At 52.5% G+C, this 25,272-nt stretch carries 19 protein-coding genes and 1 pseudogene; 13 read left to right on the forward strand and 7 right to left on the reverse strand.

The genetic code is table 11. The features are described from left to right. Positions 1-71: 71 nt before the first annotated feature. The 4 genes from ABVN44_RS19815 (at position 72) to ABVN44_RS19830 (ending at position 3,822) form a co-directional block, all read left to right on the forward strand. Entirely contained in the window at positions 72-908 is an 837-nt protein-coding gene (locus ABVN44_RS19815) for an AraC family transcriptional regulator (RefSeq protein WP_048348794.1), read from the forward strand. Positions 909-1,162: 254 nt separating this feature from the next. Continuing rightward, complete coding sequence (gene fsa / locus ABVN44_RS19820) at positions 1,163-1,825, forward strand: fructose-6-phosphate aldolase (protein ID WP_000424866.1); 663 nt, start codon at positions 1,163-1,165, stop codon at positions 1,823-1,825. Positions 1,826-1,836: 11 nt separating this feature from the next. Beyond that, positions 1,837-2,940: a glycerol dehydrogenase gene (locus ABVN44_RS19825; protein WP_000374041.1), complete on the forward strand. Its 1,104-nt coding sequence runs from the start codon at positions 1,837-1,839 to the stop codon at positions 2,938-2,940. 258 nt (positions 2,941-3,198) lie between these two features. Next, on the forward strand, positions 3,199-3,822 hold the full coding sequence (locus ABVN44_RS19830; RefSeq protein ID WP_000666688.1) for a DUF1287 domain-containing protein: 624 nt from the start codon (positions 3,199-3,201) through the stop codon (positions 3,820-3,822). Positions 3,823-3,879: 57 nt separating this feature from the next. On the opposite strand, the gene katG is transcribed toward ABVN44_RS19830, so the two are convergent. The 3 genes from katG to ABVN44_RS19845 form a co-directional block, all read right to left on the reverse strand. Then, entirely contained in the window at positions 3,880-6,060 is a 2,181-nt protein-coding gene (gene katG / locus ABVN44_RS19835; protein ID WP_000108105.1) for a catalase/peroxidase HPI, read from the reverse strand. A 164-nt stretch (positions 6,061-6,224) separates the two neighbouring features. After that, a complete protein-coding gene (gene metF, locus ABVN44_RS19840; protein WP_000007508.1) occupies positions 6,225-7,115 on the reverse strand; it encodes a methylenetetrahydrofolate reductase in 891 nt (296 codons plus the stop codon). Between the two features lie 194 nt (positions 7,116-7,309). Then, the gene (locus ABVN44_RS19845; RefSeq protein ID WP_023232482.1) at positions 7,310-8,866 is read right to left on the reverse strand and encodes a bifunctional UDP-sugar hydrolase/5'-nucleotidase; all 1,557 of its coding nucleotides are present in this window, start codon (positions 8,864-8,866) and stop codon (positions 7,310-7,312) included. A gap of 135 nt (positions 8,867-9,001) precedes the next feature. Here ABVN44_RS19845 and ABVN44_RS19850 point away from each other — a divergent pair, with 135 nt between their 5' ends. The 3 genes from ABVN44_RS19850 to mscS all read left to right on the forward strand — a co-directional run bounded on the left by ABVN44_RS19850 (position 9,002) and on the right by mscS (position 12,219). Beyond that, the gene (locus ABVN44_RS19850; RefSeq protein ID WP_023232483.1) at positions 9,002-10,126 is read left to right on the forward strand and encodes a hypothetical protein; all 1,125 of its coding nucleotides are present in this window, start codon (positions 9,002-9,004) and stop codon (positions 10,124-10,126) included. 234 nt (positions 10,127-10,360) lie between these two features. Beyond that, positions 10,361-11,359 carry a hypothetical protein gene (locus ABVN44_RS19855; protein WP_023232484.1) on the forward strand — a complete coding sequence of 333 codons (999 nt, stop codon included), beginning with the start codon at positions 10,361-10,363 and terminating at the stop codon, positions 11,357-11,359. Positions 11,360-11,361: 2 nt separating this feature from the next. Further along, positions 11,362-12,219, forward strand: coding sequence for a small-conductance mechanosensitive channel MscS (gene mscS / locus ABVN44_RS19860; protein ID WP_000398251.1), 858 nt, complete (start codon positions 11,362-11,364; stop codon positions 12,217-12,219). 115 nt (positions 12,220-12,334) lie between these two features. On the opposite strand, the gene ABVN44_RS19865 is transcribed toward mscS, so the two are convergent. Together ABVN44_RS19865 and metB are read right to left on the reverse strand one after the other, a co-directional pair. Next, complete coding sequence (locus ABVN44_RS19865; RefSeq protein ID WP_063054233.1) at positions 12,335-14,767, reverse strand: bifunctional aspartate kinase/homoserine dehydrogenase II; 2,433 nt, start codon at positions 14,765-14,767, stop codon at positions 12,335-12,337. Between the two features lie 2 nt (positions 14,768-14,769). Further along, entirely contained in the window at positions 14,770-15,930 is a 1,161-nt protein-coding gene (gene metB, locus ABVN44_RS19870) for a cystathionine gamma-synthase (protein ID WP_000197213.1), read from the reverse strand. 264 nt (positions 15,931-16,194) lie between these two features. On the opposite strand from metB, the gene metJ reads away from it, so the two are divergent. Next, positions 16,195-16,512 carry a met regulon transcriptional regulator MetJ gene (gene metJ, locus ABVN44_RS19875; protein WP_000852811.1) on the forward strand — a complete coding sequence of 106 codons (318 nt, stop codon included), beginning with the start codon at positions 16,195-16,197 and terminating at the stop codon, positions 16,510-16,512. 456 nt (positions 16,513-16,968) lie between these two features. Continuing rightward, positions 16,969-18,759, forward strand: coding sequence for an aryl-sulfate sulfotransferase (locus tag ABVN44_RS19880; RefSeq protein ID WP_000899644.1), 1,791 nt, complete (start codon positions 16,969-16,971; stop codon positions 18,757-18,759). Positions 18,760-19,361: 602 nt separating this feature from the next. Here ABVN44_RS19880 and ABVN44_RS19885 read toward each other — a convergent pair. Both ABVN44_RS19885 and rpmE read right to left on the reverse strand, forming a co-directional pair. After that, positions 19,362-19,475: pseudogene (locus tag ABVN44_RS19885) on the reverse strand (hypothetical protein); the annotation flags it as partial. A 279-nt stretch (positions 19,476-19,754) separates the two neighbouring features. Beyond that, positions 19,755-19,967 carry a 50S ribosomal protein L31 gene (gene rpmE, locus ABVN44_RS19890; protein ID WP_000715284.1) on the reverse strand — a complete coding sequence of 71 codons (213 nt, stop codon included), beginning with the start codon at positions 19,965-19,967 and terminating at the stop codon, positions 19,755-19,757. A 203-nt stretch (positions 19,968-20,170) separates the two neighbouring features. On the opposite strand from rpmE, the gene priA reads away from it, so the two are divergent. The 4 genes from priA to hslV all read left to right on the forward strand — a co-directional run bounded on the left by priA (position 20,171) and on the right by hslV (position 25,263). Next, on the forward strand, positions 20,171-22,369 hold the full coding sequence (gene priA, locus ABVN44_RS19895; RefSeq protein WP_000109392.1) for a primosomal protein N': 2,199 nt from the start codon (positions 20,171-20,173) through the stop codon (positions 22,367-22,369). Between the two features lie 154 nt (positions 22,370-22,523). Then, positions 22,524-23,549 carry a DNA-binding transcriptional regulator CytR gene (cytR, locus tag ABVN44_RS19900; RefSeq protein WP_000841337.1) on the forward strand — a complete coding sequence of 342 codons (1,026 nt, stop codon included), beginning with the start codon at positions 22,524-22,526 and terminating at the stop codon, positions 23,547-23,549. Positions 23,550-23,642: 93 nt separating this feature from the next. Next, positions 23,643-24,641 (forward strand): cell division protein FtsN, encoded by a 999-nt coding sequence (gene ftsN / locus ABVN44_RS19905; RefSeq protein WP_023232485.1) that lies wholly within the window; start codon positions 23,643-23,645, stop codon positions 24,639-24,641. Positions 24,642-24,732: 91 nt separating this feature from the next. Next, positions 24,733-25,263, forward strand: coding sequence for an ATP-dependent protease subunit HslV (hslV, locus tag ABVN44_RS19910; RefSeq protein ID WP_000208240.1), 531 nt, complete (start codon positions 24,733-24,735; stop codon positions 25,261-25,263). The last annotated feature ends 9 nt before the right edge of the window (positions 25,264-25,272 follow it).

Genomic DNA, 25,272 nt, shown 5'->3' on the forward strand with positions numbered 1-25,272 from the left:
GCAATAATCGCTTGAGGACATCGGTTTTCGACGTTACTGTTTCCTCTGTTTGCGATCGGCAGGGGATTATCATGTATCACGACGTCAGCCACCTTCTCACCCGTCTCATCAACGGTCCGCTGCCGCTGCGCCAGATTTATTTTGCCAGCGCCAGCGGCCCAGCGCCGGAACTGGCGTACCAGGTGGATTTTCCGCGGCTGGAGATTGTGCTGGAGGGCGAGCTTACTGACATGAGCATTACCGCCCCGCTCATTCCTTGCGATGTTCTCTACGTTCCGGCTGGCGGCTGGAACATCCCGCAATGGCAAACGCCCGTCACCACCCTGAGCATTCTGTTTGGCAAACAGCAGTTAGGTTTCAGCGTGGTCCACTGGGATGGTCAGCAGCATCAAAACCTCACGAAACAGCACGTTGCGCGCCGCGGCCCGCGTATCGGCTCTTTCCTGTTACAAACGCTTAATGAGATGCAGATGCAGCCGCAAGAGCAGCAAACGGCCAGATTGATTGTCGCCAGCCTACTAAGCCATTGCCGCGATCTGCTCGGCAGCCAAATCCAGACCGCCTCCCGCAGCCGCGCGCTTTTTGAAGCCATTCGGGAGTATATTGATGAACGCTACGCCGCGCCGTTGACGCGCGAATCGGTAGCACAGGCGTTTTATATCTCGCCAAATTACCTCTCGCACCTGTTCCAGAAAACGGGGGCCATCGGCTTTAACGAATACCTGAACCATACGCGACTGGAACACGCCAAAACGTTGCTGAAGGGCTATGACCTGAAAGTGAAAGAGGTGGCGCACCGTTGCGGTTTTGTCGACAGTAACTATTTCTGCCGCCTGTTTCGCAAAAATACGGAACGCTCGCCGTCGGAGTATCGCCGCCAGTATCACAGCCAGCTAACGGAAAAATAATCCACACGCCAGTAAAGAGGATACAGTAGATAAAACGCGCATTTACTGGATTATTGTAATATCAATGCAAAAACCTCACTCTCTCACATGGCATACAACAGCACGTTATACGTTAATCATCACCAACTTGTGAAGTAAATCACACTTTACCAAGAGCATCACATTTGTCCAGTTTTTGGCAGATTTGTCACATAGCGCATCCGGGTCACGCTCCTTTATCCTGTCCATAACGAAAACTCACGAAGAGAAAGACTATGGAACTCTATCTGGATACCGCTAACGTGGCGGAAGTTGAACGTCTGGCGCGCATTTTCCCGATTGCCGGCGTCACCACCAATCCAAGCATTGTGGCAGCCAGCAAAGAATCTATCTGGGATGTGCTGCCCAGGCTGCAAAACGCCATCGGCGAAGAAGGCACTTTATTTGCGCAGACCATGAGCCGCGACGCGAAAGGGATGGTGGAAGAAGCCAAACGACTGAATAACGCCATCCCCGGCATTGTGGTGAAAATTCCGGTGACCGCCGAAGGTCTTGCAGCGATTAAATTGCTGAAAAAAGAAGGCATCGTGACGCTGGGCACCGCCGTCTACAGCGCGTCGCAGGGCCTGCTGGCGGCGCTGGCGGGCGCAAAATATGTCGCTCCCTACGTCAACCGCGTTGATGCGCAGGGCGGCGATGGCATTCGTATGGTTCAGGAGCTGCAAACGCTACTGGAACATCACGCTCCCGACAGCATGGTGCTGGCGGCCAGCTTTAAAACACCGCGGCAGGCGCTGGATTGCTTACTGGCAGGTTGCCAGGCGATTACCCTTCCTTTAGATGTAGCGCAACAAATGCTCAATACGCCTGCGGTAGAGTCAGCAATAGAGAAGTTTGAGCAAGACTGGAAAAACGCTTTTGGTAATCTGAACCTGTAGGAGAGAAATGTATGGATCGCATTATTCAGTCACCAGGTAAGTATATTCAGGGTGCAAACGTCATCGCGCGTCTTGGCGATTATTTAAAACCAATGGCGAACAACTGGCTGGTTGTGGGCGATAAATTCGTGCTGGGATTTGCCGAAGAGACGCTGCGCAAAAGCCTGACGGGTGCCGGTTTGTCAGTAGAAATCGCCCCGTTTGGCGGCGAATGTTCGCAAAATGAGATCGACAGGCTGCGCGCCGTCGCCGAGAAAAGTCAGTGTGGCGCCGTACTGGGTATCGGCGGCGGTAAAACGCTGGATACCGCCAAAGCGCTGGCGCATTTTATGAACGTCCCGGTCGCTATCGCGCCGACCATCGCCTCTACCGACGCACCGTGTAGCGCGCTCTCGGTTATTTATACGGATGCCGGTGAGTTTGACCGTTATCTGCTGCTGCCGCATAACCCGAATATGGTCATTGTCGATACGCAGATAGTGGCGGGCGCGCCGGCGCGTCTGCTGGCAGCCGGTATCGGCGATGCGCTGGCGACCTGGTTTGAAGCGCGCGCCTGCTCACGCAGCGGCGCCACCACAATGGCGGGCGGCAAGTGTACACAGGCCGCGCTGGCGCTGGCGGAGCTATGCTATAACACGCTGATCGAAGAAGGCGAAAAAGCCATGTTGGCCGCCGAACAGCACGTCGTCACGCCAGCGCTGGAACGCGTCATCGAAGCCAACACCTACCTGAGCGGGGTCGGTTTTGAAAGCGGCGGTCTGGCCGCAGCGCACGCGATTCATAACGGTTTAACGGCGATTCCGGATGCGCACCACTATTATCACGGTGAGAAGGTCGCTTTCGGTACGCTGACGCAACTGGTGCTGGAAAACGCGCCGGTCGAAGAAATCGAAACCGTTGCGGCGCTGTGCCATTCCGTTGGCCTGCCGATTACGCTGGCGCAACTGGATATTAAACAGGATATTCCGGCAAAAATGCGCACCGTCGCGGAAGCCTCCTGCGCAGAAGGTGAAACTATTCATAACATGCCTGGCGGCGCAACGCCGGATGAAGTGTACGCCGCGCTGCTGGTCGCCGACCAGTACGGTCAACGCTTCTTGCAGGAATGGGAATAAGGTCTGAGCAATACTCCTGACGATAGTCAGGAGTATTTCAGCTTGCTGACCCAACAGAATTCATTTGCTGAATATCGACACAGGCGCCTTATCTGGCTTTGTTATCCAATCATCCAGGCCGGGTAAGCGAAGCGCCATCATCAGGTATTCCATAGCCTGGAATCAGTCCATTTTGTCCTGAAATAGACTTTTTTATCACGCACCATTCTCTCCGCGGAAAGTCAAATGACGTACTGACACACTTCACGGACGAAGAAGATGAAATTCGCACAGGCGCTTATCGGTATTCTTGCTGCTTTTTTTATTAGCCATATCTCTCATCATTCGCCACGCTCTGATACCAGACCAATAACCGTTCAGGCGCAAACTAATGCTGCAATCGCCCAAAGTGCCGGGACGCAAATAGGTAAGACGCTATTTTATGATGCTGCCTATGTTCGTCTGGATTATCCGAATGGCGATCTTCCGCTGGAGCGTGGCGTATGTGCAGATGTCGTCATCCGCGCGCTGCGCAGTCAGCAGGTTGATTTACAGAAACGGGTACATGAAGACATGCAGGCGCATTTCTCTGCCTACCCGAATAACTGGAAGCTGAAACGCCCGGACAGCAATATCGACCATCGCCGCGTTCCGAATCTGGAAACCTGGTTTCAGCGCCACAACAAAGCGTTGCCGGTGACAGATAAATATAGCGATTATCAACCGGGAGATATTGTCTCCTGGCGACTGGATAACGGCCTTGCGCATATTGGCGTGGTATCCCTGAACGTCACGCCTGAAGGGGTGCCGCTGGTTGTGCATAACATAGGCGCGGGAGCACAGGAGGAAGATGTATTATTTAACTGGAAAGTAACGGGGCATTTTCGTTATTTTTCGCATTAAACGCGGAAAAAGTCAGCGACTACCGAATAGCAGCCGCTGACGAATTAACCTATCAGATTATTGCAGATCGAAACGGTCCAGGTTCATCACTTTCACCCATGCCGCGACGAAGTCCTTCACAAACTTCTCGTGCGCATCGCTACACGCGTAAACTTCCGCCAGCGCGCGCAGTACGGAGTTGGAACCAAACACCAGATCGGCGCGGGTCGCCGTGTATTTCACCTCGCCAGTCAGACGATCCCGGCCTTCGAACAGCTCATTAGATTCGTCGGTCGGTTTCCACTCGTAACGCATATCCAGCAGATTAGCGAAGAAGTCTGTGCTGAGCACGCCCGGTCTGTCGGTAAAGACACCGTTCTGGCTGCCGTCAAAGTTGGTTCCCAGCACACGCATCCCGCCAACCAGTACTGTCATTTCCGGCGCGGTCAACGTTAACTGCTGCGCTTTATCAATCAACAGCGATTCGGTCGTCGACACATCCAGACGCGCACGATAGTTACGGAATCCATCGGCAATCGGTTCAAGCAGCGAGAACATCTCAATGTCGGTCTGATCCTGACGCGCATCCACCCGGCCCGGCGCAAAAGGCACGCTGATGCTGACACCCGCAGCAGCGGCCGCCTGCTCGATACCGACCACGCCCGCCAGCACAATAATATCGGCCAGCGAGGCTTTATTCGTCGTTTTCTGGATCTCTTCTAATACCGGCAGAACGCGAGCCGCAACGGCGTTGACATCCCAGTCGCGCTGAGGCGCTAATGCCAGACGCGCGCCGTTAGCGCCGCCACGCTTATCGCCGCCGCGGAAAGTAGACGCGGATGCCCAGGCAACCGAAACCATCTCGCTAATAGAAAGCCCGGATGCAGCGATCGCCGCTTTCAGGTTGATAATGTCTTCCTGCGTTGGCTGATAGAGCGGTTGCGGCAACGGGTCCTGCCAGATCAGATCTTCTTTCGGCACTTCCGGTCCGATGTAACGCGCTTTTGGTCCCATATCTCTGTGCGTCAGTTTGAACCAGGCACGAGCAAAGGCTTCATTAAAGGCCTGCGGATCGTTAAGGAAACGACGGGAAATCTTCTCGAACTCCGGATCAAAACGCAGCGTCAGGTCGGTGACCAGCATGGTTGGCTTACGTTTTTTCGACGGATCGAACGGGTCCGGGATGATGTCCGGCGCGTCTACCGCTTCAAACTGGATAGCGCCAGCCGGACTACGGGTTTGTACCCACTCATATTTGAACAGGTTCTCGAAGAAATAGTTGCTCCACTGGGTCGGCGTCTGCGTCCAGACCACTTCCAGCCCGGAGGTGATAGCATCCGCGCCAACGCCGCTACCATAGCTGCTGGCCCAACCTAAGCCCTGCGCTTCAATCGGCGCGGCTTCCGGATCGGCCCCTACATGGGATGCCGCTGCCGCGCCGTGGGTTTTACCGAGGGTATGCCCGCCAGCGATCAACGCCACGGTTTCTTCGTCGTTCATCCCCATATTGCCAAAGGTAGCGCGAATAGCGGCGGCGGCAGAAAGTGGTTCACCGCTGTGATCCGGCCCTTCCGGGTTAACGTAGATAAGGCCCATCTCGGTCGCGCCCAGCGGCGCTTTTGCCAGCGCTTCAGGGTGTCGGTGAGTCAACCAGGCTTTTTCATCGCCCCAGTTCACATCCAGATCCGGTTCCCAGACATCTTCACGCCCGGCGCCAAAACCGAAGGTACGGAAGCCGGAGTTTTCCAGCGCCACGTTACCCGCCAGAATAAACAGGTCGGCCCAGGAAATTTTCTGGCCATATTTCTGCTTAATCGGCCACAACAAACGACGCGCCTTATCCAGGCTGACGTTATCCGGCCAGGAGTTAAGCGGCGCAAAACGCTGTTGACCACGACCCGCGCCGCCACGACCATCAATAGAACGGTAGGTGCCAGCGCCATGCCAGGCCATACGAATAAACAAACCGACATAGCTGCCCCAGTCGGCGGGCCACCACGGTTGTGAATCGGTCAGCAGCGCCTTGAGATCCCCTTTCAGGGCGGAGTAGTCTAACTTGCTAAACTCTTTGCGGTAGTCAAAGTCTTCACCCAGCGGGTTAGAACGGTTGGAATGTTGATTCAAAAGATCCACGCGAAGCTGGTTCGGCCACCAGTCGCGGCTGGCAGTCCCTGCGCCTGCGCTTCGGTCATGCCCCCCCTGATGGAAAGGACATTTTCCAGTGGATAACGTGTTATGGGTATCGTCGGTCGTGCTCATATCTCAGCTCCCTTTTAAAGTGTTACCGTTACGATATACACCAGGAGCAAATAGATATAGTTGAATTAATCCACAGATTCGATAGCTAATACCTTTTATATTTTTAGTTACAGAGATGTAGATCAATATGAGGTGTAATAAAGCTCCCGGCAGGGAGCTGGAGGTTATAAACCCGGTCTTACGCCCAGTGTGTGGCAAATGGCATAACTCATTTCCGCACGATTCAACGTGTAGAAGTGGAAATCCTTCACTCCTTCACGGCTTAAAATTTTCACCATGTCCATCGCAATGTTAGCGCCCACCAGCTTGCGGGTTTCTGCGTCATTATCCAGCCCCTCAAACATCAGTGACATCCAGGACGGAATGCGGACATTGGTCATATCGGCAAATTTTTTCGCTTGCTTGAAGTTCGATACCGGCAGGATCCCCGGAATGATTTCCACATCAATCCCCGCAGATACGCAGCGGTCACGAAAACGCAGGTAGCTTTCCACATCGAAGAAAAATTGGGTTATCGCGCGGTTAGCGCCAGCATCCACTTTACGCTTCAGATTAAGCAGATCGGCCTGCGCGCTTTTCGCTTCCGGATGTACCTCCGGATAGGCCGCTACTGAAATATCGAAATCGGCCACCTCTTTGAGCAAACCAACCAGATCGGCGGCGTACATCTCCGGCTTACCGCTGCCCGGCGGCAAATCGCCGCGCAAAGCGACAATGTGGCGGATACCGTTATTCCAGTAGTCGCGGGCGATGGTGCGCAGTTCATCGCGGGTGGCGTCAATACAGGTAAGGTGCGGCGCGGCCTCAAGCCCAGTACGCTCTTTAATGCCTTTAATAACGCTATGAGTGCGGTCGCGTTCCCCGGAGTTGGCACCATACGTTACCGAAACAAACTTCGGTTTCAGACTGCTCAGGCGATCGATGGAGTTCCACAGGGTTTGCTCCATTTCACTGGTGCGCGGCGGGAAAAATTCAAACGAAACGTTAATCTGACCCTGTACTTCCGCCAGGCTCTGATTCAGGGCTTCCCGCTGGTTGGCGTGAAAAAAGCTCATACCTTACCTCATCAATCGCATGTTATTATTTGTTGTGTTGTAAACATCTATCCGTTTAGACGTCCAGATGTAAAAATGACGGAAAAGCAGAAGGACGTCAACTGAAAAATCACGCCAAAGAATGAGGAATATTCAGCAAAGTTGAATTTTCTTCATGTCACGCCGCGACACTGAACGCGCCGCGGCAGGGGAAATTACTTCTTCACATCCGCAACGCGCATCCCTTTGAGCTGCTCATCCGTGATGGTGTTGCCCGCCTTAAAGTAATCGACTATCGCATTCGACACATAGTAGCCGCCGGAGGTATTCCGCGCCTGGCCTTCCGTGAATGCCGCAAAACCGTCGCCGCCGTCGGCAAGGAAGCTGTTGGTAGCGATGTGATAAACCGTAGCATCGTCAATCGGCTTGCCATTGAGCGTCAGCACGGTAACCCGCTGGCCGATAGGTTTGCTGCTGTCATACTTCATCTCCAGCCCTTTAGACACCTGCAATACGCCGTTGCTTAATCCAGCGCCATGCTCCATCAGGCTGCGCAATTGTTTACCGGTTAAATCCATCGTGACCAGTTCATTAGGGAACGGGAAGGTACTGATTACCGCCCCCATCGTCACCGCGCCAGCCGGGATTTCGTTGCGGATACCGCCAGAGTTAGTAAGCGCTAACTGGGTGTCTTTCCCCGCCGTAAAAAGCAGCGCATCCGCCGCCAGATTCCCCAGCGACGACGATTCGCCATACGCGCGGGTCAGCTCAACCGGCGATTGCGCCACCGTCTGCTGCACGACTTTATCGAGCTTTTTATTCCAGCCGTCGATCACCTGTTTCGTTTGCGGATCGGGCTTCCACTCATCAGCAAAAATGGTCTTCAGCTCGAAGTTCTTCACCGTAAAGTGGTGTGGTTTCTCTTTGTAATCCAGCACCAGTTTACCGACATCAATGCCGCCGCTGTCCGTTGAGAGGATCAGCGTATTACCGACTTTAATCGGTTCCGGCGTACCGACATGCGCGTGGCCGGTAATCAAAATATCCAGCCCTTTTACCTGACTTGCGGTCTGAATATCTTTATCCAGCGCGCGTCGCACATCGGTATTCCCCATGCTGGACTGGCGGGCCGGGGTGCCCTCGTGAATCAGCGCGACGGTCAGATCGACTTTACCTTTAAATTCATCAATGTAACGTTGCAGCCACTTAATCTCATCGCGTGCCTCAATGCCCACGCGCGTCGCGGCAGAAACCGTATCATTAAAAGCAAAGACACCGTGTAAGCCGATTACGCCAATCTTGACGCCATCTTTTTCAACAATGGTGTACGGCTTATCCCAGAAGGATTTACTGCTGTCCTCATAAAAAATATTGCCCTGCACGATAGGGAATTTTGCCCGGCTCAGTTGCAACAATGTATTGTCCCAGCCATGATCGAACTCATGATTACCGATAGTGGCAGCGTCATACTGCATGGTATTCAAAATATCGATAATCGCTTTACCCTTCGTCAGGCTGCTGATATACGGTCCGGTAAAGTAATCTCCGGCATCAAAAAACCACGTCGCCTTATTTTTGGCTTTTTCCTGCTTCACCAACGTGGTGATATTGGCCCAACCGCCAATATCGCGTTTACCGTCAGCAATCCACGGCACTTTATAAGGCTCCACATGGGCGTGTAGATCGTTGGTGTAAATAATGGTGACATCTTTGGCGCAGGCCCAGAACGGCAGCGTGAACAAAATACCGGCTGCAAGCAGTTTTACTTTCATAAATAAGTCCCTTTCAGTCATATAAAGATTCGCTACGTTACGTTCTGAAAGGTTTTTTTATGTGAGAGTCCTCACACCCGCGTACCGTTTTATGAAGGCAGAATCAACGACCTGCCAAAATCGTTGGTAAAATGTATGCCGCCTCTGTTCACCATTAATGCCTGCAAAAGCGCTGGTTGTCGCAATCTTGGGCTGCCTGACTCGCCGGATTATGTGTGGCCGGACTATCGCCTGGGTTATCCGGCATTGCATTGTCGAGCCTGCGGCAGTTATCCGCCGCTCTTCAACGAGGGGGAATTTCGCCGCTGGGCGTCTGCTTATATCGCGCAGTATGCCAAAGAGCATGGTCACTTTTGTCCCGACTGCTATCAAAAAACATGGATTCGCTATGGACGTAATCCCGGCGGAACGCAGCGACTTCAGTGCCAGTACTGTAAGAAAGTCTGGACGCCAAAACAGCACGCGCTGAATGTCGCCGAAACGCCGGAACAGATTTGCAGTATTTCGCTGCTCGTACCGTTTCAGGGAGCGAATGCCTTCCAACAATTGTACTTTTTATTCAGTTTTGACGCTGTTCGCGGCAATGTTCTTCACCTTTCCAGCAATTTCACGTTACTTTCTGCCGGAAAGAGTTTGCATTACCACTGGAAAGGAATTGCGCCGCCCGAGGGTGAGGATGGCGATATTATTCACCGTATCGCCATTAAAGAACGGCAATTTTTACAGCGCAGTCAGTTCGATGAGATTCAGTATGGCCCGGCGGCGCTTAAACGTAACGCGCAAGGAACAATACTTCGCCCGGTCATTACGGCGCATGGTCATTTTCGGGTGCTGAAAAACCGCTTTCCTGATGTCACGACACACATCATTGCCCATGAGTGTTTTTTGCGCGGCGCGGTCATTACGGCATGGGCGGAGCGGTTTCGCCAGCGTCTCTCCTCGCTGTGGTTCGTTGAGGAAGAGATAAACGATGACGATTGCCGCGCAGAGTGGCAACTGTTAGGCAAAACATGGCAGGGATGGTGGCAAAATCAGTGGCAACTCTGGGGGCAAGGTCACAACCGCAAAATGGTCTGTTCGTTAACTGGTTCCCACTTAGAACAAGGTGTCGCCGTTAATCTGGCGGCCAGTCGCCGCTTTGTTACCTGGCTATGGCAACAACCTGAATTCCAGCAAAGCGCCCACTATTCCGCCAAACGCGTCACGCAAATTCTGTATTTGCTGACGGAAAAATATAACTCACAATGGAATCACATTTAACCCAATGATGTAATGCCATGCATAAAAAATCACAGATTATCATTCAGAAGGCGCTATAGATTTAATCACCTCACATCCTGCTTTTATACGCTGAAAAAGAATAGAACTATTTGATAAAATGGCCCTTCGTTTTAAGTTAAAATCGGCTATAAACGTTATTCACATAATCAATATTTATTATCAATTTAAATAGTTCTATACATTCTTATTTTCTATGGAAAACAAGGGATAAATATGGAAATTACTTTACCGTCAATGTCAGATAAAAAATGGACCTGCGCCGATCTCCTGAGTAGCTATCGATTCTGGGGGATCACTTTTTTCTTTTTGGTGCTCTCTTTTATCAGTTCGCTGGGATCGTCGTATGGTGTTTATTTTTGGAGTAAATCACTGTCTATTCCAGCCGATCGTATTGGTGTTATTCTCGTTTGCGGCCAACTGGGATACCTCCTGGGTATGGTTGCCAGCTGGTTTGTCTGCCGTATAAAAAATTGTTACCCCTTCTACTTTGTTGCGCTCCTGTTAATCATTAGCGTGGTCTGTTCCTTCTGCGTAAATGGCCCGTCTGACGTAGTCAGGCTTATCATAGCGCAGTTTTTAATTAGTCTGGGTGTGGGGATCGTAACGCTGTTAGTCCCCATGCTGCTTTTCAGCGCTATCGGCAGTACACAGACATTTGTTATTTTATTTAGCCTCTGCTTACTGTTCAAATTTATCATCGCTAGCTGTCTGTCTATATTTATATACTCAATTCCTTATATAGGAATAATCGTAATTACTTTAGCGGTTATCGCGCTTTTGCTACTATTACCGCTCAAAAAAGAACTTTTCTATATTGCACCGCCCAAAAGGTTCTCATCAACCCAGCGACCTGAGTGCGCAGAACCCCTTGTCGTCGCATTATTGGCCTTTTTCATTCCATTTTATATTATTTATTGGTTCTTCAGAATTCACCGGGAAATGCAATTTGTGGCGCCTTCGCCCCGACTCATGACCGCATGTGGCGCGGGATGGCTGTCAGCCATTATGCCGTTTGGCACAGCCATATTGTGTCTGACGCTTAGCGACGAAATCCGCGCTCTGCTGGCGAATAAAAACGAAGATGGCGGAATACGAACCGGCTGGACACTATTCTGGGCGTTACTGCTGCCACCCGTCGGCGCGGCGATTATCCAGGCAAAAATGAACCGTTTTATTACCGCTAATACCGCGGATACTGCTGACAGAGGATAAACATGGAAGGTTTTGAGTTATTTCCAAAAATTAAAGGCGCGATCAAATGGATGGCCGAGCACAGTGACTCGGTAATTCATTTTGGCTGGAATGTTGTTGCCGCCATCATTCTACTTTTCATCGGTAAGTTAATAGCTCGCTTACTATCGAGGGGGCTGGAAAAATTACTTCTCAGGCGGCAAGTGGATGCCACTATTGTCCACTTTTTCTCCGCGCTGGTTCGCTACATCACAATAGCTTTCACGGCAGTAGCCGCTCTTGGCCGTGTCGGTATAGAAACCTCCTCAATTATTGCCGTTATCGGCGCGGCGGGTTTAGCCATTGGCCTGGCGTTGCAAGGGTCACTTTCCAACTTTGCCGCAGGCGTACTGCTTGTCTCCCTGCGCCCTTTCCGCGCCGGGGAAATTGTACAAATTGGCCTGGTTATCGGCACAGTAGAAAAGGTCCATATTTTCTCCACCACTCTGCTCACTGCGGATAGCAAAGAAGTTGTCATCCCGAATGGTAAAATTATTGCTGATAATATTATCAACTATTCACGACACCCCTATCGACGTATTGATCTGATTATTGGCGTGGATTACCAAAGCCGTATTGCTGACGTAAAAAGCGTTATACATCGTATTATTGAACAAGATCATCGCATTGATAAAACCCGCGATATTACGGTCCGCCTGGGCGAACTTGCGCCCTCTAGCCTGAATTTCTATGTTCGCGTATGGGTGCCCAACGCTCAGTACTGGAGTACTTACTACGATCTTCTGGAAAATATCAAGGAAGCAATGGATGAAAACGGCATCAATATTCCTTACCCCCGGATGGATGTCCGGGTTGAGAATGTAAAAAGCATCACGCCATAATGTTTCGTCAGCAATCGGATAGCGCTTCGTATATCAGTATCTACAGAATGACTGCATAACGTATTGATGAGGGAGCGAAGCGCAACCCGGCGCTTCGCTCACGAACTTGCCTTTATTACAGCAACTGCGCCAGGCGGTTGATATCCGACTGAATCGCCCCGGCGGTCACATCGCGACCCGCGCCCGGCCCACGGATCACCAGCGGGTTATCGCGATACCAGCGGCTTTCAATAGCAAAGACATTATCGCACGGCAGCAGCGCCGCCAGCGGATGCTCCGGACGCACCGCTTCAACGCCGACGCGCGCTTTGCCATTGGCGTCGAAACGCGCCACGTAACGCAACACCAGCCCCAGTTCGCGGGCTGCCTCCAGACGCTGCACCATCTGTTCATTCAGCGCGTCGCCGTTTTCGAAAAAGTGATCGATAGACCCTTCTTCACAATGCGCCGGCACCAACGATTCTACACGCACCTGATCCGGCTCGATGTCGTATCCCGCCTCGCGCGCCAGAATCACCAGCTTACGCATGACATCTTTTCCGGAAAGATCGACGCGCGGATCGGGTTCGGTCAGCCCCTGCTGCCAGGCCTGATCCACCAGATCGGTAAACGGCACCGTACCGTCAAATTGCAGGAACAGCCAGGATAGCGTCCCGGAGAAGATCCCGCTGATCGAGAGAATCGTATCGCCGCTGTCAATCAGATCCCGCACCGTGTGGTTGATCGGCAACCCCGCGCCCACGGTGGCGTTATACAGCCAGTAACGCCCGGTTTTTTCAAACGCGTCATGAATCTGGCGATACTTATCGCTGGCGCTTGCGCCCGCCAGTTTATTGGCGCTAATCACATGAAAACCGTGGCTGGCGAAATCAAGGTACTGATCGGCCAGTTGCTCGCTTGCTGTCACATCCAGCACCACTAAATCATCATACGGATGCGCACGCATCCACAGGAATAGCGACTCTTCGTCCTGCTCAACGGCTTCATCATCAAAGAATGCCAGCGCGCGGCTGGCATCCAGCCCTTCATAATTCAGCAGGCTACGGCGGCTATCCACCACGCCCGCCAGCACAAATTCAAAACCAGTACGCGCGGAAAGCGTGCTTTGTTCACGGGCAAACAGTTCCAGCCAACGGGAGCCGATGTTCCCCTTACCGAACAGCATCAGGCCAATGCGTTTTTCGGCGCGGAAAACCGACTGATGCAGCCCCTGAATCAGGCTCTCAGTTGGGCCGGTACGCAGGACCGCCACCAGACTGATGCCCTCCTCTGACTGCCAGGTAAATTCCACTGGCTGACCTTTAAGCTGCTGCCAGAAGCGATGGCAGTGTAGCGGATTGCGAGTAACGCCCGCACCGACCATCGCCACCAGCGCCAGCCCCTGCCGCAGGCGCAATTCGCCCGGCAGCCCGACATCGTCGAGGAGTTTCAGTACGCTATCCGCTACCTCGGCGGTATAGCAGAACTGCAATAGCTGGCGATCGCGATGCACGCCCACTGCCAGCGGACGCGCCTGCGCCCGTTTTAAAATGTGGTCGAGCTCTTTATGCGCCAGCCTGAAATCCTGGCTGGCAGGCACCTGAAACTCAATCAGACAGATATCATCGTGACTGGTCACGATACGCGCGCCCGTCCCGGAAGCCAGCACTCGTTCAATTCGGGTTGACCCTTGATCCGGCGTGTAGCTACAGCGCAACTGCAAATCGATATCGCTGCCGGACACTGGCTGTAGCGTGCGGGCGTGCAGAACAGGCGCCGCCAGACGCGCCAGCTCGCTGGCTTCGTCCAGACGCAGCAACGGCAGCAGGCAGGCATCTTTCACTTTGCGCGGGTCGGCGCTATAAACGCCCGCGACATCGCTCCAGATGGTCACGCGGGAAACGCCCGCCAGCGCGCCGATTTGCGTGGCGGAATAGTCGGAACCGTTCCGGCCTAACAGGACCGTTTCGCCGTCGTGATTGCGGCTGATAAAGCCGGTCACGACCAGACGTTTGCCAGGATGCTGCGCCAGTAGCTGTTGCAATAAAGGATAAGATAGCCCTTCATCAACCTGCGGCTGTGCGGCGCGTTCGGCGCGTAAAAATGAGCGCGCGTCCAGCCAGGCGGCATCCAGCCCCTGCTGATTCAGGACGGCGGACATCAATCTCGCCGACCAAATTTCGCCGTGTCCGACGATCTCGGCATAGACGGCATCCGTTACGCCGCCGTCGAGCAAGGCGGCAAGACGTTCCAGATCGCTGATAAAAGCGCTGGTTAAGTCATCTGCCGCGTCGGCGGGAAGCAGCCCGCTAATCAGATCGCACTGGTAGCGGCGTAACGTCTGTAATACCTGATGCGCAGAAAGGCGATCGGTCTGGCTTAACTTGAGCCAGCTAATCAACTGGTTGGTGGTACTGCCTGCGGCGGACACTACCATCATATCGTCAGGCTGCGAATACTCCGCCATAATGCCTGCGACACGCAGGTAACACTTCACATCCGCCAGACTACTGCCGCCAAATTTATGCAGTTGACGACCTTTCGCCCCTGCCTGCGCAATCACACTCATGTTTACCCCTTGTTTGCAGCCCGGAAGCCATTTTCCAGGTCGGCAATTAAATCTTCGCCATCTTCAATACCGGTGGAGATACGCAGTAGCGTTTCGGAGATCCCGGCGGCGGCACGCGCCTGCGGCGACATACCGGCATGCGTCATGGTGGCGGCGTGAGAGATCAAACTTTCCACTCCCCCTAAAGATTCCGCCAGCGTAAACAGCGACAGCCCGCCCAGAAAACGACGCAGCGTCTCCTCATCCCCATCCAGTTCAAAACTCAACATTGCGCCAAAGCCTTTTTGCTGGCGCGCGGCAATTTCATGCCCCTGATTTTCCGGCAGCGACGGGTGATACAGTTTTTTCACCAACGGCTGGGTTTGCAGATATTTCACAATCGCCTGCGCGTTGCGCTGCGCCAGCTCCATACGCGGCACCAGAGTTCGCAAACCGCGCAGCAGCAGATAGCTATCAAACGCCCCGCCGGTCACGCCAATATTATTCGCCCACCACGCCAGTTCAGTGACCATTTCCGGATCTTTGGCAATCACCACGCCGGCCACGACATCCGAATGACCGTTGAGATATTTCGTGCATGAATGCAACACCAGATCGGCACCCAACGCCAGCGGATTTTGCAGCGCCGGGCTTAAAAACGTGTTATCAACGACGCTCACTGCGCCCGCCTCGCGCGCCAGCCGACAGATTTTCGCAATATCCACCACGCGTAACAATGGATTACTTGGACTTTCTACCAGTACCAGCTTCGGTTTTTCTTCCAGCGCCGCCTGTAAGGCGCGTTCATCGCCCTGATCGACAAACCGCACACGATAACAGCCGCGTGTCGCCAGACTGTCAAACAGACGATAACTGCCACCATAGCAATCATGCGGCGCGACCAGCAGATCGCCCGGCTTGAGGAAAACGGTGGTGACCAGATGAATCGCCGACATGCCGGTATTCGTCAATACCGCGCCCGCGCCGCCTTCCAGTTCCGCTAATGCGCGCTGAACAACATCACGCGTGGGATTACCGCGGCGGGAATAATCATGCGCGCGCGGCTCATTGAAACCGGTAAAGTTATAGGTGCTGGAGAGATGGATCGGCGGCACAACGCAGCCGTATTGCTCGTCGTCGTTTAATCCGCTACGCACTGCGATAGTGGCCTGTTTACGCGTCATATGAAGATATTCCTGGCTGAGTCGGTGAAAGTCAGGCCACAGATTAACCACTACCACGATAGACGTCAATACATCTGGACATCTAAACTTCTTTGCGTATAGATTGAGCAAACCGCAAATAGCCGTTAAAATTATATGCATTAGCGCACATCTGCGACCGCTAACTTCGTGTCAGGGCCGCGCCACTACGGTAAACTACGCGCGATTATGGTCCGGGCTCAGGTTCAGACCTCAATATTAATGACGAAGAGGATTAAGTATCTCATGGCTGAATGGAGCGGCGAATATATCAGCCCATACGCTGAGCACGGTAAGAAGAGTGAGCAAGTCAAAAAAATTACGGTTTCCATTCCTCTGAAGGTGTTAAAAATCCTCACCGATGAACGTACGCGTCGTCAGGTGAACAACCTGCGCCACGCCACCAACAGCGAGCTGTTGTGTGAAGCATTTCTGCACGCCTTTACCGGGCAACCCTTGCCGGATGATGCCGATCTGCGAAAAGAGCGCAGCGATGAAATCCCGGAAGCGGCAAAAGAGATCATGCGTGAGATGGGGATTGACCCGGAAACGTGGGAATACTGATAGCAAAGCATGCGGTCAGAACGCCTCTGGCCGCGCTTTTTTAACGATTCCCCCTGTACACGGCTATCTCCGACATTTTTCTAACCGTTCATCTTCCCGAATAGCCCTCGGTGGATGAATTTGTCAGACATGATAAGTTTCTCTTCGTTATTTTCCTGCAAAAAATTCCCGACATGCCATAACCGATATAATTTTATTATATTTAAACTTCCAATATTTATTTAATGTTTCACGTAGCAAAGCGTACATGAATAATAATACACCGCCATATATTTACTGAACAAATAGTATAACGATGAGTATTGTTAAAAAGACCATGGACACCTCATATTTGTGACCAACATCATTATTCCCCTCCGCGGATTGTTTTACTTTTTTAAATGTTTTTTCATCTCCGATAAATAAGAAGGTTAATATACATTCATTTTATCGATAATATCGAATGGGGAAATAAATATGTTATTTACAAGGAAAGTCTTACCTGTATTATGCTGCCTGTGTTTGAGCGGCAGCGTTTTGGCCTCAGGCGTTTTAGACCCAAACAGGCCAATGGTCGCATCAGCAGATGTCATTCCAGTCCATGAAGGGCCATTAGGTATGGTCGATGTCGCCCCCTACGGCGGCGTTTTCCCATTAACAGCAATCATTAATAAAGCCAATCATAATGTACAGAACGTGAAGGTTACCGTTTTAGGGAAAGGGGAAAAAGGTATCCCGATCAGTTATGATGTCGGCCCGCAGGCTATAAATACCCATGACGGCATACCTGTATTTGGCTTGTATCCAGATTATGTCAATAAGGTTAAAGTTGACTGGACTGAAGAAGGTAAAAAACAAACTTATACGTGGTCCATTTACGCCGCACCGGTATCATTACCCTCTACTACCGGGCAAACTGCCGTTCTTCCTACAGTAGAACCGGTTAAAGTCGATAGCTCGCTTAAAAATCGCTTATATCTTTTTAACCATATAACAGGGATGCCAAGAGCCGGCCACATTATGCATGTCGCAGGCGGCGCGGCGAACTGGGATTATACCGGTATCAACTGGATTAGCGATACGAATGGCGATGTTCGCGGCTATATGAATATTGATAAATTCCGTAACCAGGATGATATAACGCGCTTTGGTTCCATGATGAGCTTCCATCAGGTTAACGATGGCAATCTTATTTTTGGCCAGGGTCAACGTTACTTTAAATATGATTTCTTAGGCCGCGTTATTTCCGATAAACGACTGCCAAAAGGATTTATTGATTTTTCGCACGCCATTACCGAAACGCCGAAAGGCACCTACCTGCTGCGTGTCGCAAAAGAAAATTATCCATTAAATGGTAAATACACCATCAATACGGTGCGTGATCATATTCTTGAAGTTGACCAGAACGGCGATACCGTCGATTACTGGGATCTGCCAAAAATCCTCGACCCCTATCGTGACGACGTTATTCTGGCGATGGATCAGGGAGCGGTATGTTTGAGCGTCGATGCCGAACATTCCGGTCAGGTCATGACCAAAGAGCAGCTTGCAAAACAACCCTTCGGCGATATCGCGGGCTCCGGCCCGGGCCGCAACTGGGCGCATGTTAACTCCGTCAGCTACGATCCTCGCGACGACAGCATTATCATTAGCTCGCGCCACCAGTCTGCCATCATCAAAATTGGCCGCGATAAAAAAGTGAAATGGATACTTTCCGATCCATCCGGCTGGAAAGGCGAACTGGCGAAAAAAGTGCTGAAACCCGTAGACAGCAACGGTAAACCGCTAACCTGCGAAGCGCACCACTGCGACGGTGGATTTGACTGGACATGGACACAACATACCGGTTGGTTAGTGCCATCCAAAAGCACCGGAGGTAAAACCGTCGTGACCGCCTTTGATAACGGCGATGCACGCGGCATGGAACAACCGGCCATGCCATCAATGAAATATTCCCGCGGCGTGGAATATCAAATTGACGAAAAAAATATGACGGTTTCCCAAATGTGGGAATATGGTAAAGAGCGCGGTTTTGACTGGTACAGCGCTATTACTTCCGTCACGGAATATCGCCCGGAAACCAAAACGATGTTCATGTACTCGGCTACAGCGGGAATGAGCGGTACAAAACCGATCGTTTCCGTTCTGGATGAAGTCAAAGACGGTACTCAGGATGTGATGCTGGAGCTAAAAGTACACAGTAACCGTGCCGGTATGCTGGGTTATCGGGCGCTGATTATCGATCCAGAGCAGATGTTTAAAAAATAAAGCGAGATAGTAAAAGTAAAACAGGCGGAAGCTAACTTCCGCCTGAATGGTTAAAACGTATTGTAGTTATGACATTCGCCTTATCCAGACTCAGATCGACCACCCGTTTCTTCAGCTGGAAGGTCAGAATTTGACATTGTCGCAGTTAGCCATTTATGTTGAAGGACGACTGAAGAATGTGATGCCGCTGTAGCATTTTTAACGTGACACATAATTCTGAACGCTCTCAAGATAATTTCTTCTCCAGATTTTATTTTAAAATTGTGTAATTAATAACTCACTTTAAAATAAATTATTTCTTTTTCTTTCGTCCTGTATCCCATCCATTTATTCTATAAACAACGCATAGCAACCATGCGCCAGTGGCATAAAAGAAAACAGGAGCAAAAATATCATTAATATTAAAATCAATTTTTGGCCATGTCGAAAATCTGAAATAATAGATACCTCTTAGAATCCATTCTCCCACAAAACACATAAGGAAAAATGAAAAGTACACATAAAAATACAATAGTATGAATTTAATTATTCCTTTCATTTTTTCGTCTCCTCTGTATCAAAAATCTCCTCTGATTTATCTCCTATATATTCAGAGAGGACTACACCGAACAGGCCACGTCCGTCGGCGCGCCAATCAGCACACCCGCTGCCCCCTGGACTATCGGACCGCCCACCGGGGTCATGTCACCCTGACGCGCCGCCGGTTTTCCGCTTATTGTTATATCCTTATGAGTTATAGTTGCGCAAAACCCTACAAGGAACAGGTGGTATACAAAAGATCAAAAATGGTTGTACGGTGAATTTTAGGAATATATCAAGATCGGCGGGCGAGAAAGGTTGTTCGAGTAATAAGCAGCGTTATTACCACTGGCTAGTTCTGGAATAGATTGACATATCTTCCTTTGTATATAAATAAAATGTGTCAACGTTATTATTCAGGACGGGTCATCCATAACAAAAAAGCGCCCTGCGGCGCTTTTTTTTCTGGCGGTAACTTATTTGCTGCCAGGGATGCTGAAGCGCTTGTTGAAGCGCTCAACACGACCACCGGTATCAACAACACGCTGCTTACCAGTGAAGAACGGGTGGCATTTGCCGCACACGTCCAGGTTCAGGTCGTGACCCACGGTAGAGTGGGTTTTGATAACATTACCGCAAGAACAGGTTGCAGTAATTTCTACGTAATTCGGGTGAATACCTTTTTTCATGGGGAACCTCAGTGTAAGGCCGCGTCGCTCTTCCAGCCCTAACGCCAGACACCACGCGAAGTTAATAGTAAAGGGTTTGATGCTCACAACACGCACCAAAGGCGGCGAATCATACAGAATTTGACCACCGTATGCAAACTGATCCGCGCTCCCTTATCGTAATGTGTATACTACCCGACGAAATTTCAAGTCAGGAAGATGCTATGTCCGTCGCGCACGTTGCCTTGCCCGTTCCGCTTCCCCGAACCTTTGATTACCTGCTGCCGGAAGGCGGGGTCGCCAAAGCCGGGTGCCGCGTGCGCGTGCCGTTCGGCAAGCAGCAAGAGCGCGTGGGCATTGTCGTCTCGGTTAGCGACCACAGCGAATTGCCGCTCGATGAATTAAAATCGGTCATTGAAATCCTGGATAACGAGCCAATCTTTTCTCCCTCCATCTGGCGCTTACTCCTCTGGGCGGCGGATTACTACCACCATCCCCTCGGCGACGTTCTGTTTCACGCTCTGCCGGTTTTACTGCGTCAGGGAAAACCAGCCAGCAACGCGCCCCTATGGTATTGGTTCGCCACCGAAGAGGGGCAAGCCGTCGACATCAACAGCCTGAAACGCTCCGCCAAACAACAACAGGCACTGGCGGCGCTGCGGCAAGGAAAGATCTGGCGCTATCAGGTAGCCGAGCTTGATTTTACTGACGCCACGCTGCAAACGCTGCGGCGTAAGGGGCTTTGTGAGCTTGCCAGTGAAACGCCCGCGTTTACCGACTGGCGGGAGCATTACGCCGTCGCAGGAGAGCGCCTGCGGCTGAATACCGAACAGGCGACAGCAGTCGGCGCGATTCACAGCGCGTCGGACGGTTTCTCCGCCTGGTTGCTGGCAGGCGTAACCGGTTCCGGCAAGACCGAAGTGTATCTGAGCGTGCTGGAAAACGTCCTCGCCCAGGGCAAACAGGCGCTGGTGATGGTGCCGGAAATCGGCCTGACGCCGCAAACGATCGCCCGTTTTCGCGAACGTTTTAACGCGCCGGTGGAAGTGCTGCATTCCGGGCTAAACGACAGCGAGCGTCTTTCGGCATGGCTGAAAGCGAAAAACGGCGAAGCGGCGATTGTCATCGGCACGCGCTCCTCGCTGTTTACGCCGTTTAAAAATCTTGGCGTGATTGTCATCGACGAAGAGCACGACAGTTCTTATAAACAGCAGGAAGGGTGGCGCTACCACGCCCGCGATTTGGCTGTGTATCGCGCCCATAGCGAGCAAATCCCGATTATTCTCGGTTCCGCCACCCCAGCCCTGGAAACGCTATGCAACGTGCGGCAGAAAAAATACCGGATGCTGCGTCTGACGCGGCGCGCAGGCAATGCCCGCCCAGCCCTGCAGCATGTGCTGGATTTAAAAGGCCAGCGTCTTCAGGCGGGACTGGCGCCCGCCCTTATCGCCCGTATGCGCCAACATCTCCAGGCCGACAATCAGGTAATTTTATTTCTTAACCGCCGGGGATTCGCGCCCGCGCTGCTTTGCCACGACTGCGGCTGGATTGCGGAGTGCCCGCGTTGCGATCACTACTACACGCTGCACCAGGCGCAGCATCATTTACGCTGTCATCACTGCGACAGCCAACGTCCGGTACCGCGTCAGTGCCCCTCCTGCGGCTCCACACATATGCTACCGGTTGGGTTAGGGACGGAACAGCTGGAGCAGGTGCTGGCGCCCTTCTTCCCCGGCGTGCCGATCTCACGAATCGACCGTGATACCACCAGTCGTAAAGGCGCGCTGGAGCAGCATCTGGCGGAAGTTCACCGCGGCGGAGCGCGCATTCTGATAGGCACACAAATGCTGGCGAAAGGCCATCACTTTCCGGACGTCACGCTGGTGGCGTTGCTGGACGTCGATGGCGCGCTTTTTTCCGCAGATTTTCGTTCGGCGGAACGCTTCGCCCAGCTCTACACTCAGGTTTCCGGCCGCGCCGGGCGCGCGGGCAAACAGGGCGAAGTGGTGCTCCAAACGCACCATCCTGAGCATCCCCTGCTGCAAACGTTACTGTATAAAGGCTATGATGCGTTTGCGGAACAGGCGCTGGCGGAACGGCAAACGCTCCAGCTTCCGCCGTGGACCAGCCACGTCATTATTCGCGCAGAGGATCACAACAATCAGCAGGCGCCCGTCTTTCTCCAGCAGTTGCGTAATCTGATTCAGGCCAGCCCGCTATCAGACGATAAGCTGTGGATCTTAGGTCCGGTTCCGGCCCTCGCGCCAAAACGCGGCGGCCGCTATCGCTGGCAAATTTTACTTCAGCATCCTTCACGGATTCGCCTGCAACACATCATCAGCGGCACGCTGGCGTTGATCAATACGCTCCCGGAAGCGCGGAAAGTTAAATGGGTTCTGGACGTCGATCCGATTGAAGGATAGTCCTCACGATGCGAGGCGGATCGTAAAATTAAAGATCCATCACACTTTTTATGAAAATTCTGTAACCGCTTCCACGCACTATCTGATAAAAATGTTTTCGATGAGTGTTACCAGGGATAGATCTGCGCCAGCAGTTCCCAGGCGAGGAGAAAGAGTGAAATCGAACAAGCAGGTTACTGCCGCTACGATGAAGGATGTTGCGTTGAAGGCGAAAGTCTCTACGGCAACCGTATCCCGCGCGTTAATGAACCCCGATAAAGTCTCCCAGTCGACCCGTAGCCGGGTTGAACAGGCCGCGCTTGAAGTGGGTTATTTCCCGCAGTCGATGGGGCGAAATGTAAAACGCAATGAATCCCGTACGATTCTGGTGATTGTCCCGGATATTTGCGATCCCTTCTTCAGTGAAATTATCCGCGGTATCGAAGTGACCGCGGCAGAACAGGGGTATCTGGTGCTGATTGGCGATTGCGCCCATCAAAACCAGAAAGAAAAAACCTTTCTTAATCTCATCATCACCAAACAGATCGACGGCATGGTACTTCTCAGTTCCCGACTGCCCTTTGACGCCAGCGTTGAGGAGCAGCGCAATTTGCCTCCGATGGTGATGTCGAATGAGTTTGCGCCGGAGCTTGAACTGCCGACGGTACATATCGATAACCTGACCGCCGCGTTCAACGCCATGAATTACCTGTTGGATTTGGGCCACAAGCGAATTGGTTGTATTGCGGGGCCGGAAGATATGCCGCTCTGTCACTATCGCTTACAAGGTTACGTACAGGCATTAAGACGCAGTGGCATTGTGGTCGATCCGCATTACATCGCCCGTGGCGACTTTACCTTTGAAGCCGGGGCAAACGCATTAAAGCAGTTGCTTGAGCAACCGTTGCCGCCTACCGCCGTCTTTTGTCATAGCGACGTAATGGCGCTGGGCGCCCTCTCCTGGGCCAAGCGCCAGGGTCTGAAAGTGCCTGACGATCTGTCGATTATCGGCTTTGACAATATCGCGCTGGCCGAGTTTTGCGACCCTCCGTTGACAACCGTGGCGCAGCCGCGTTTTGACATTGGTCGCGAGGCGATGCTGCTGTTGCTCGATCAGATGCAGGGGCAAAATGTGAGCAGCGGCTCGCGTTTAATGGATTGCGAGCTGATTATTCGCGGTTCTACGCGCGCTTTACCCTAAAGTAAATAGCTTTAAGACTCACCTGTCTGGTCAAAGGCCCGCCGCTTCAGTAACATGACGGGCTGACGAACGAATAAATACAGCGAAACGATAGTGGCACAACGAGATTATGTACGTCGCGGCCAACCGGCTCCTTCGCGGCGCAAAAAGAGCACCTCACGGAACTCACGGAAGAAGCAAAGCAACATGCCTGCCGTCTCGCCGGCAATGGTCGCGATTGCGGCAGCCGTCCTTGTGACCTTTATCGGCGGTCTGTACTTCATTACTCACCATAAGAAAGAAGAGTCCGAAACGCTACAAAACCAGAAAGTCACCGGCAATGGGCTTCCGCCAAAACCGGAAGAGCGCTGGCGTTACATCAAAGAGCTGGAAAGTCGCCAGCCGGGCGTGCGTACGCCAACGGAACCGTCCGCTGGCGGCGAAGTCATGAATCCGAATCAGCTCACCAGCGAACAGCGTCAACTCCTGGAGCAGATGCAGGCGGATATGCGTCAGCAGCCGACGCAACTTAACGAAGTGCCGTGGAACGAGCAGACGCCAGAACAACGCCAGCAAACGCTACAGCGCCAGCGTCAGGCGCAGCAGCAGCAGCAGCAGCAGCAGCAGCAGCAGCAGTGGGCTCAAACGCAGCCTGTTCAGCAACCACGTACGCAGCCGCGGGTAAACGAACAGTCGCAAACGCGCACGGTACAGTCCGCCCCGGCGCAACCCGCGCGCCAAAGTCAGCCGCCGAAGCAGACGGCCTCGCAGCAACCTTATCAGGATTTGCTGCAAACGCCGGCGCATACCAGCGCGGCAGCGCCAAAAGCCGCGCCAATTACGCGCGCGCCTGAAGCGCCGAAGGCGACAGCAGAGAAAAAAGATGAACGTCGCTGGATGGTGCAATGTGGTTCATTCAAAGGCGCCGAGCAGGCAGAAAGCGTCCGCGCTCAGCTGGCATTTGAAGGCTTTGACTCCAAAATTACCACCAATAACGGCTGGAATCGCGTGGTTATCGGGCCGGTGAAAGGTAAAGAAAATGCCGACAGCACCATTAACCGTCTGAAGATGGCGGGCCATACAAACTGCATTCGACTCGCCACCGGGGGTTGAAACCCTCAAAATCTCCCCCATCTATACTTGCATTATGCCCCGTACGCCGTACGGGGCCGCAATTCAGCATTAGTAACCAAGGGGTCTGCTCGTGACAACAATAGTAAGCGTACGCCGTAACGGCCACGTGGTAATCGCCGGTGATGGTCAGGCCACACTGGGTAACACAGTAATGAAAGGCAACGTGAAGAAAGTCCGCCGCCTCTACAACGACAAGGTCATTGCGGGCTTTGCGGGCGGTACTGCGGATGCATTCACGCTGTTCGAGCTGTTTGAACGTAAACTGGAAATGCATCAGGGGCACCTGGTCAAAGCCGCCGTTGAACTGGCGAAAGACTGGCGTACCGACCGTATGCTACGCAAACTGGAAGCGTTGCTGGCCGTCGCGGATGAAACCGCCTCGCTCATCATCACGGGTAACGGCGATGTCGTGCAACCTGAAAACGATTTAATTGCTATCGGCTCCGGCGGTCCTTATGCCCAGGCTGCCGCTCGCGCTCTGTTGGAAAATACCGAGCTCGGCGCGCGCGAAATTGCTGAAAAGGCGTTGGATATTGCAGGCGATATCTGCATTTACACCAACCATTTCCACACCATTGAAGAATTGACCGCCAAAGCGTAAGGACCTCTC

Origin of the sequence: Salmonella sp. SJTUF15570, assembly GCF_043357055.1 — a bacterium.
GTDB classification, from domain to species: domain Bacteria; phylum Pseudomonadota; class Gammaproteobacteria; order Enterobacterales; family Enterobacteriaceae; genus Salmonella; species Salmonella enterica.

Excerpts from the sequence above, each read along its gene's own strand:
- katG (WP_000108105.1), bottom strand. The coding sequence starts at position 6,060 with ATGAGCACGACCGACGATACCCATAACACGTTATCCACTGGAAAATGT.
- priA (WP_000109392.1), top strand. The coding sequence starts at position 20,171 with ATGTCCGTCGCGCACGTTGCCTTGCCCGTTCCGCTTCCCCGAACCTTT.
- mscS (WP_000398251.1), top strand. The coding sequence starts at position 11,362 with ATGGAAGGTTTTGAGTTATTTCCAAAAATTAAAGGCGCGATCAAATGG.
- ABVN44_RS19830 (WP_000666688.1), top strand. The coding sequence starts at position 3,199 with ATGAAATTCGCACAGGCGCTTATCGGTATTCTTGCTGCTTTTTTTATT.
- metJ (WP_000852811.1), top strand. The coding sequence starts at position 16,195 with ATGGCTGAATGGAGCGGCGAATATATCAGCCCATACGCTGAGCACGGT.
- ABVN44_RS19825 (WP_000374041.1), top strand. The coding sequence starts at position 1,837 with ATGGATCGCATTATTCAGTCACCAGGTAAGTATATTCAGGGTGCAAAC.
- ABVN44_RS19865 (WP_063054233.1), bottom strand. The coding sequence starts at position 14,767 with ATGAGTGTGATTGCGCAGGCAGGGGCGAAAGGTCGTCAACTGCATAAA.
- metB (WP_000197213.1), bottom strand. The coding sequence starts at position 15,930 with ATGACGCGTAAACAGGCCACTATCGCAGTGCGTAGCGGATTAAACGAC.
- rpmE (WP_000715284.1), bottom strand. The coding sequence starts at position 19,967 with ATGAAAAAAGGTATTCACCCGAATTACGTAGAAATTACTGCAACCTGT.
- metF (WP_000007508.1), bottom strand. The coding sequence starts at position 7,115 with ATGAGCTTTTTTCACGCCAACCAGCGGGAAGCCCTGAATCAGAGCCTG.
- ABVN44_RS19845 (WP_023232482.1), bottom strand. The coding sequence starts at position 8,866 with ATGAAAGTAAAACTGCTTGCAGCCGGTATTTTGTTCACGCTGCCGTTC.
- ABVN44_RS19880 (WP_000899644.1), top strand. The coding sequence starts at position 16,969 with ATGTTATTTACAAGGAAAGTCTTACCTGTATTATGCTGCCTGTGTTTG.
- ABVN44_RS19855 (WP_023232484.1), top strand. The coding sequence starts at position 10,361 with ATGGAAATTACTTTACCGTCAATGTCAGATAAAAAATGGACCTGCGCC.
- ABVN44_RS19850 (WP_023232483.1), top strand. The coding sequence starts at position 9,002 with ATGCCGCCTCTGTTCACCATTAATGCCTGCAAAAGCGCTGGTTGTCGC.
- fsa (WP_000424866.1), top strand. The coding sequence starts at position 1,163 with ATGGAACTCTATCTGGATACCGCTAACGTGGCGGAAGTTGAACGTCTG.
- ABVN44_RS19815 (WP_048348794.1), top strand. The coding sequence starts at position 72 with ATGTATCACGACGTCAGCCACCTTCTCACCCGTCTCATCAACGGTCCG.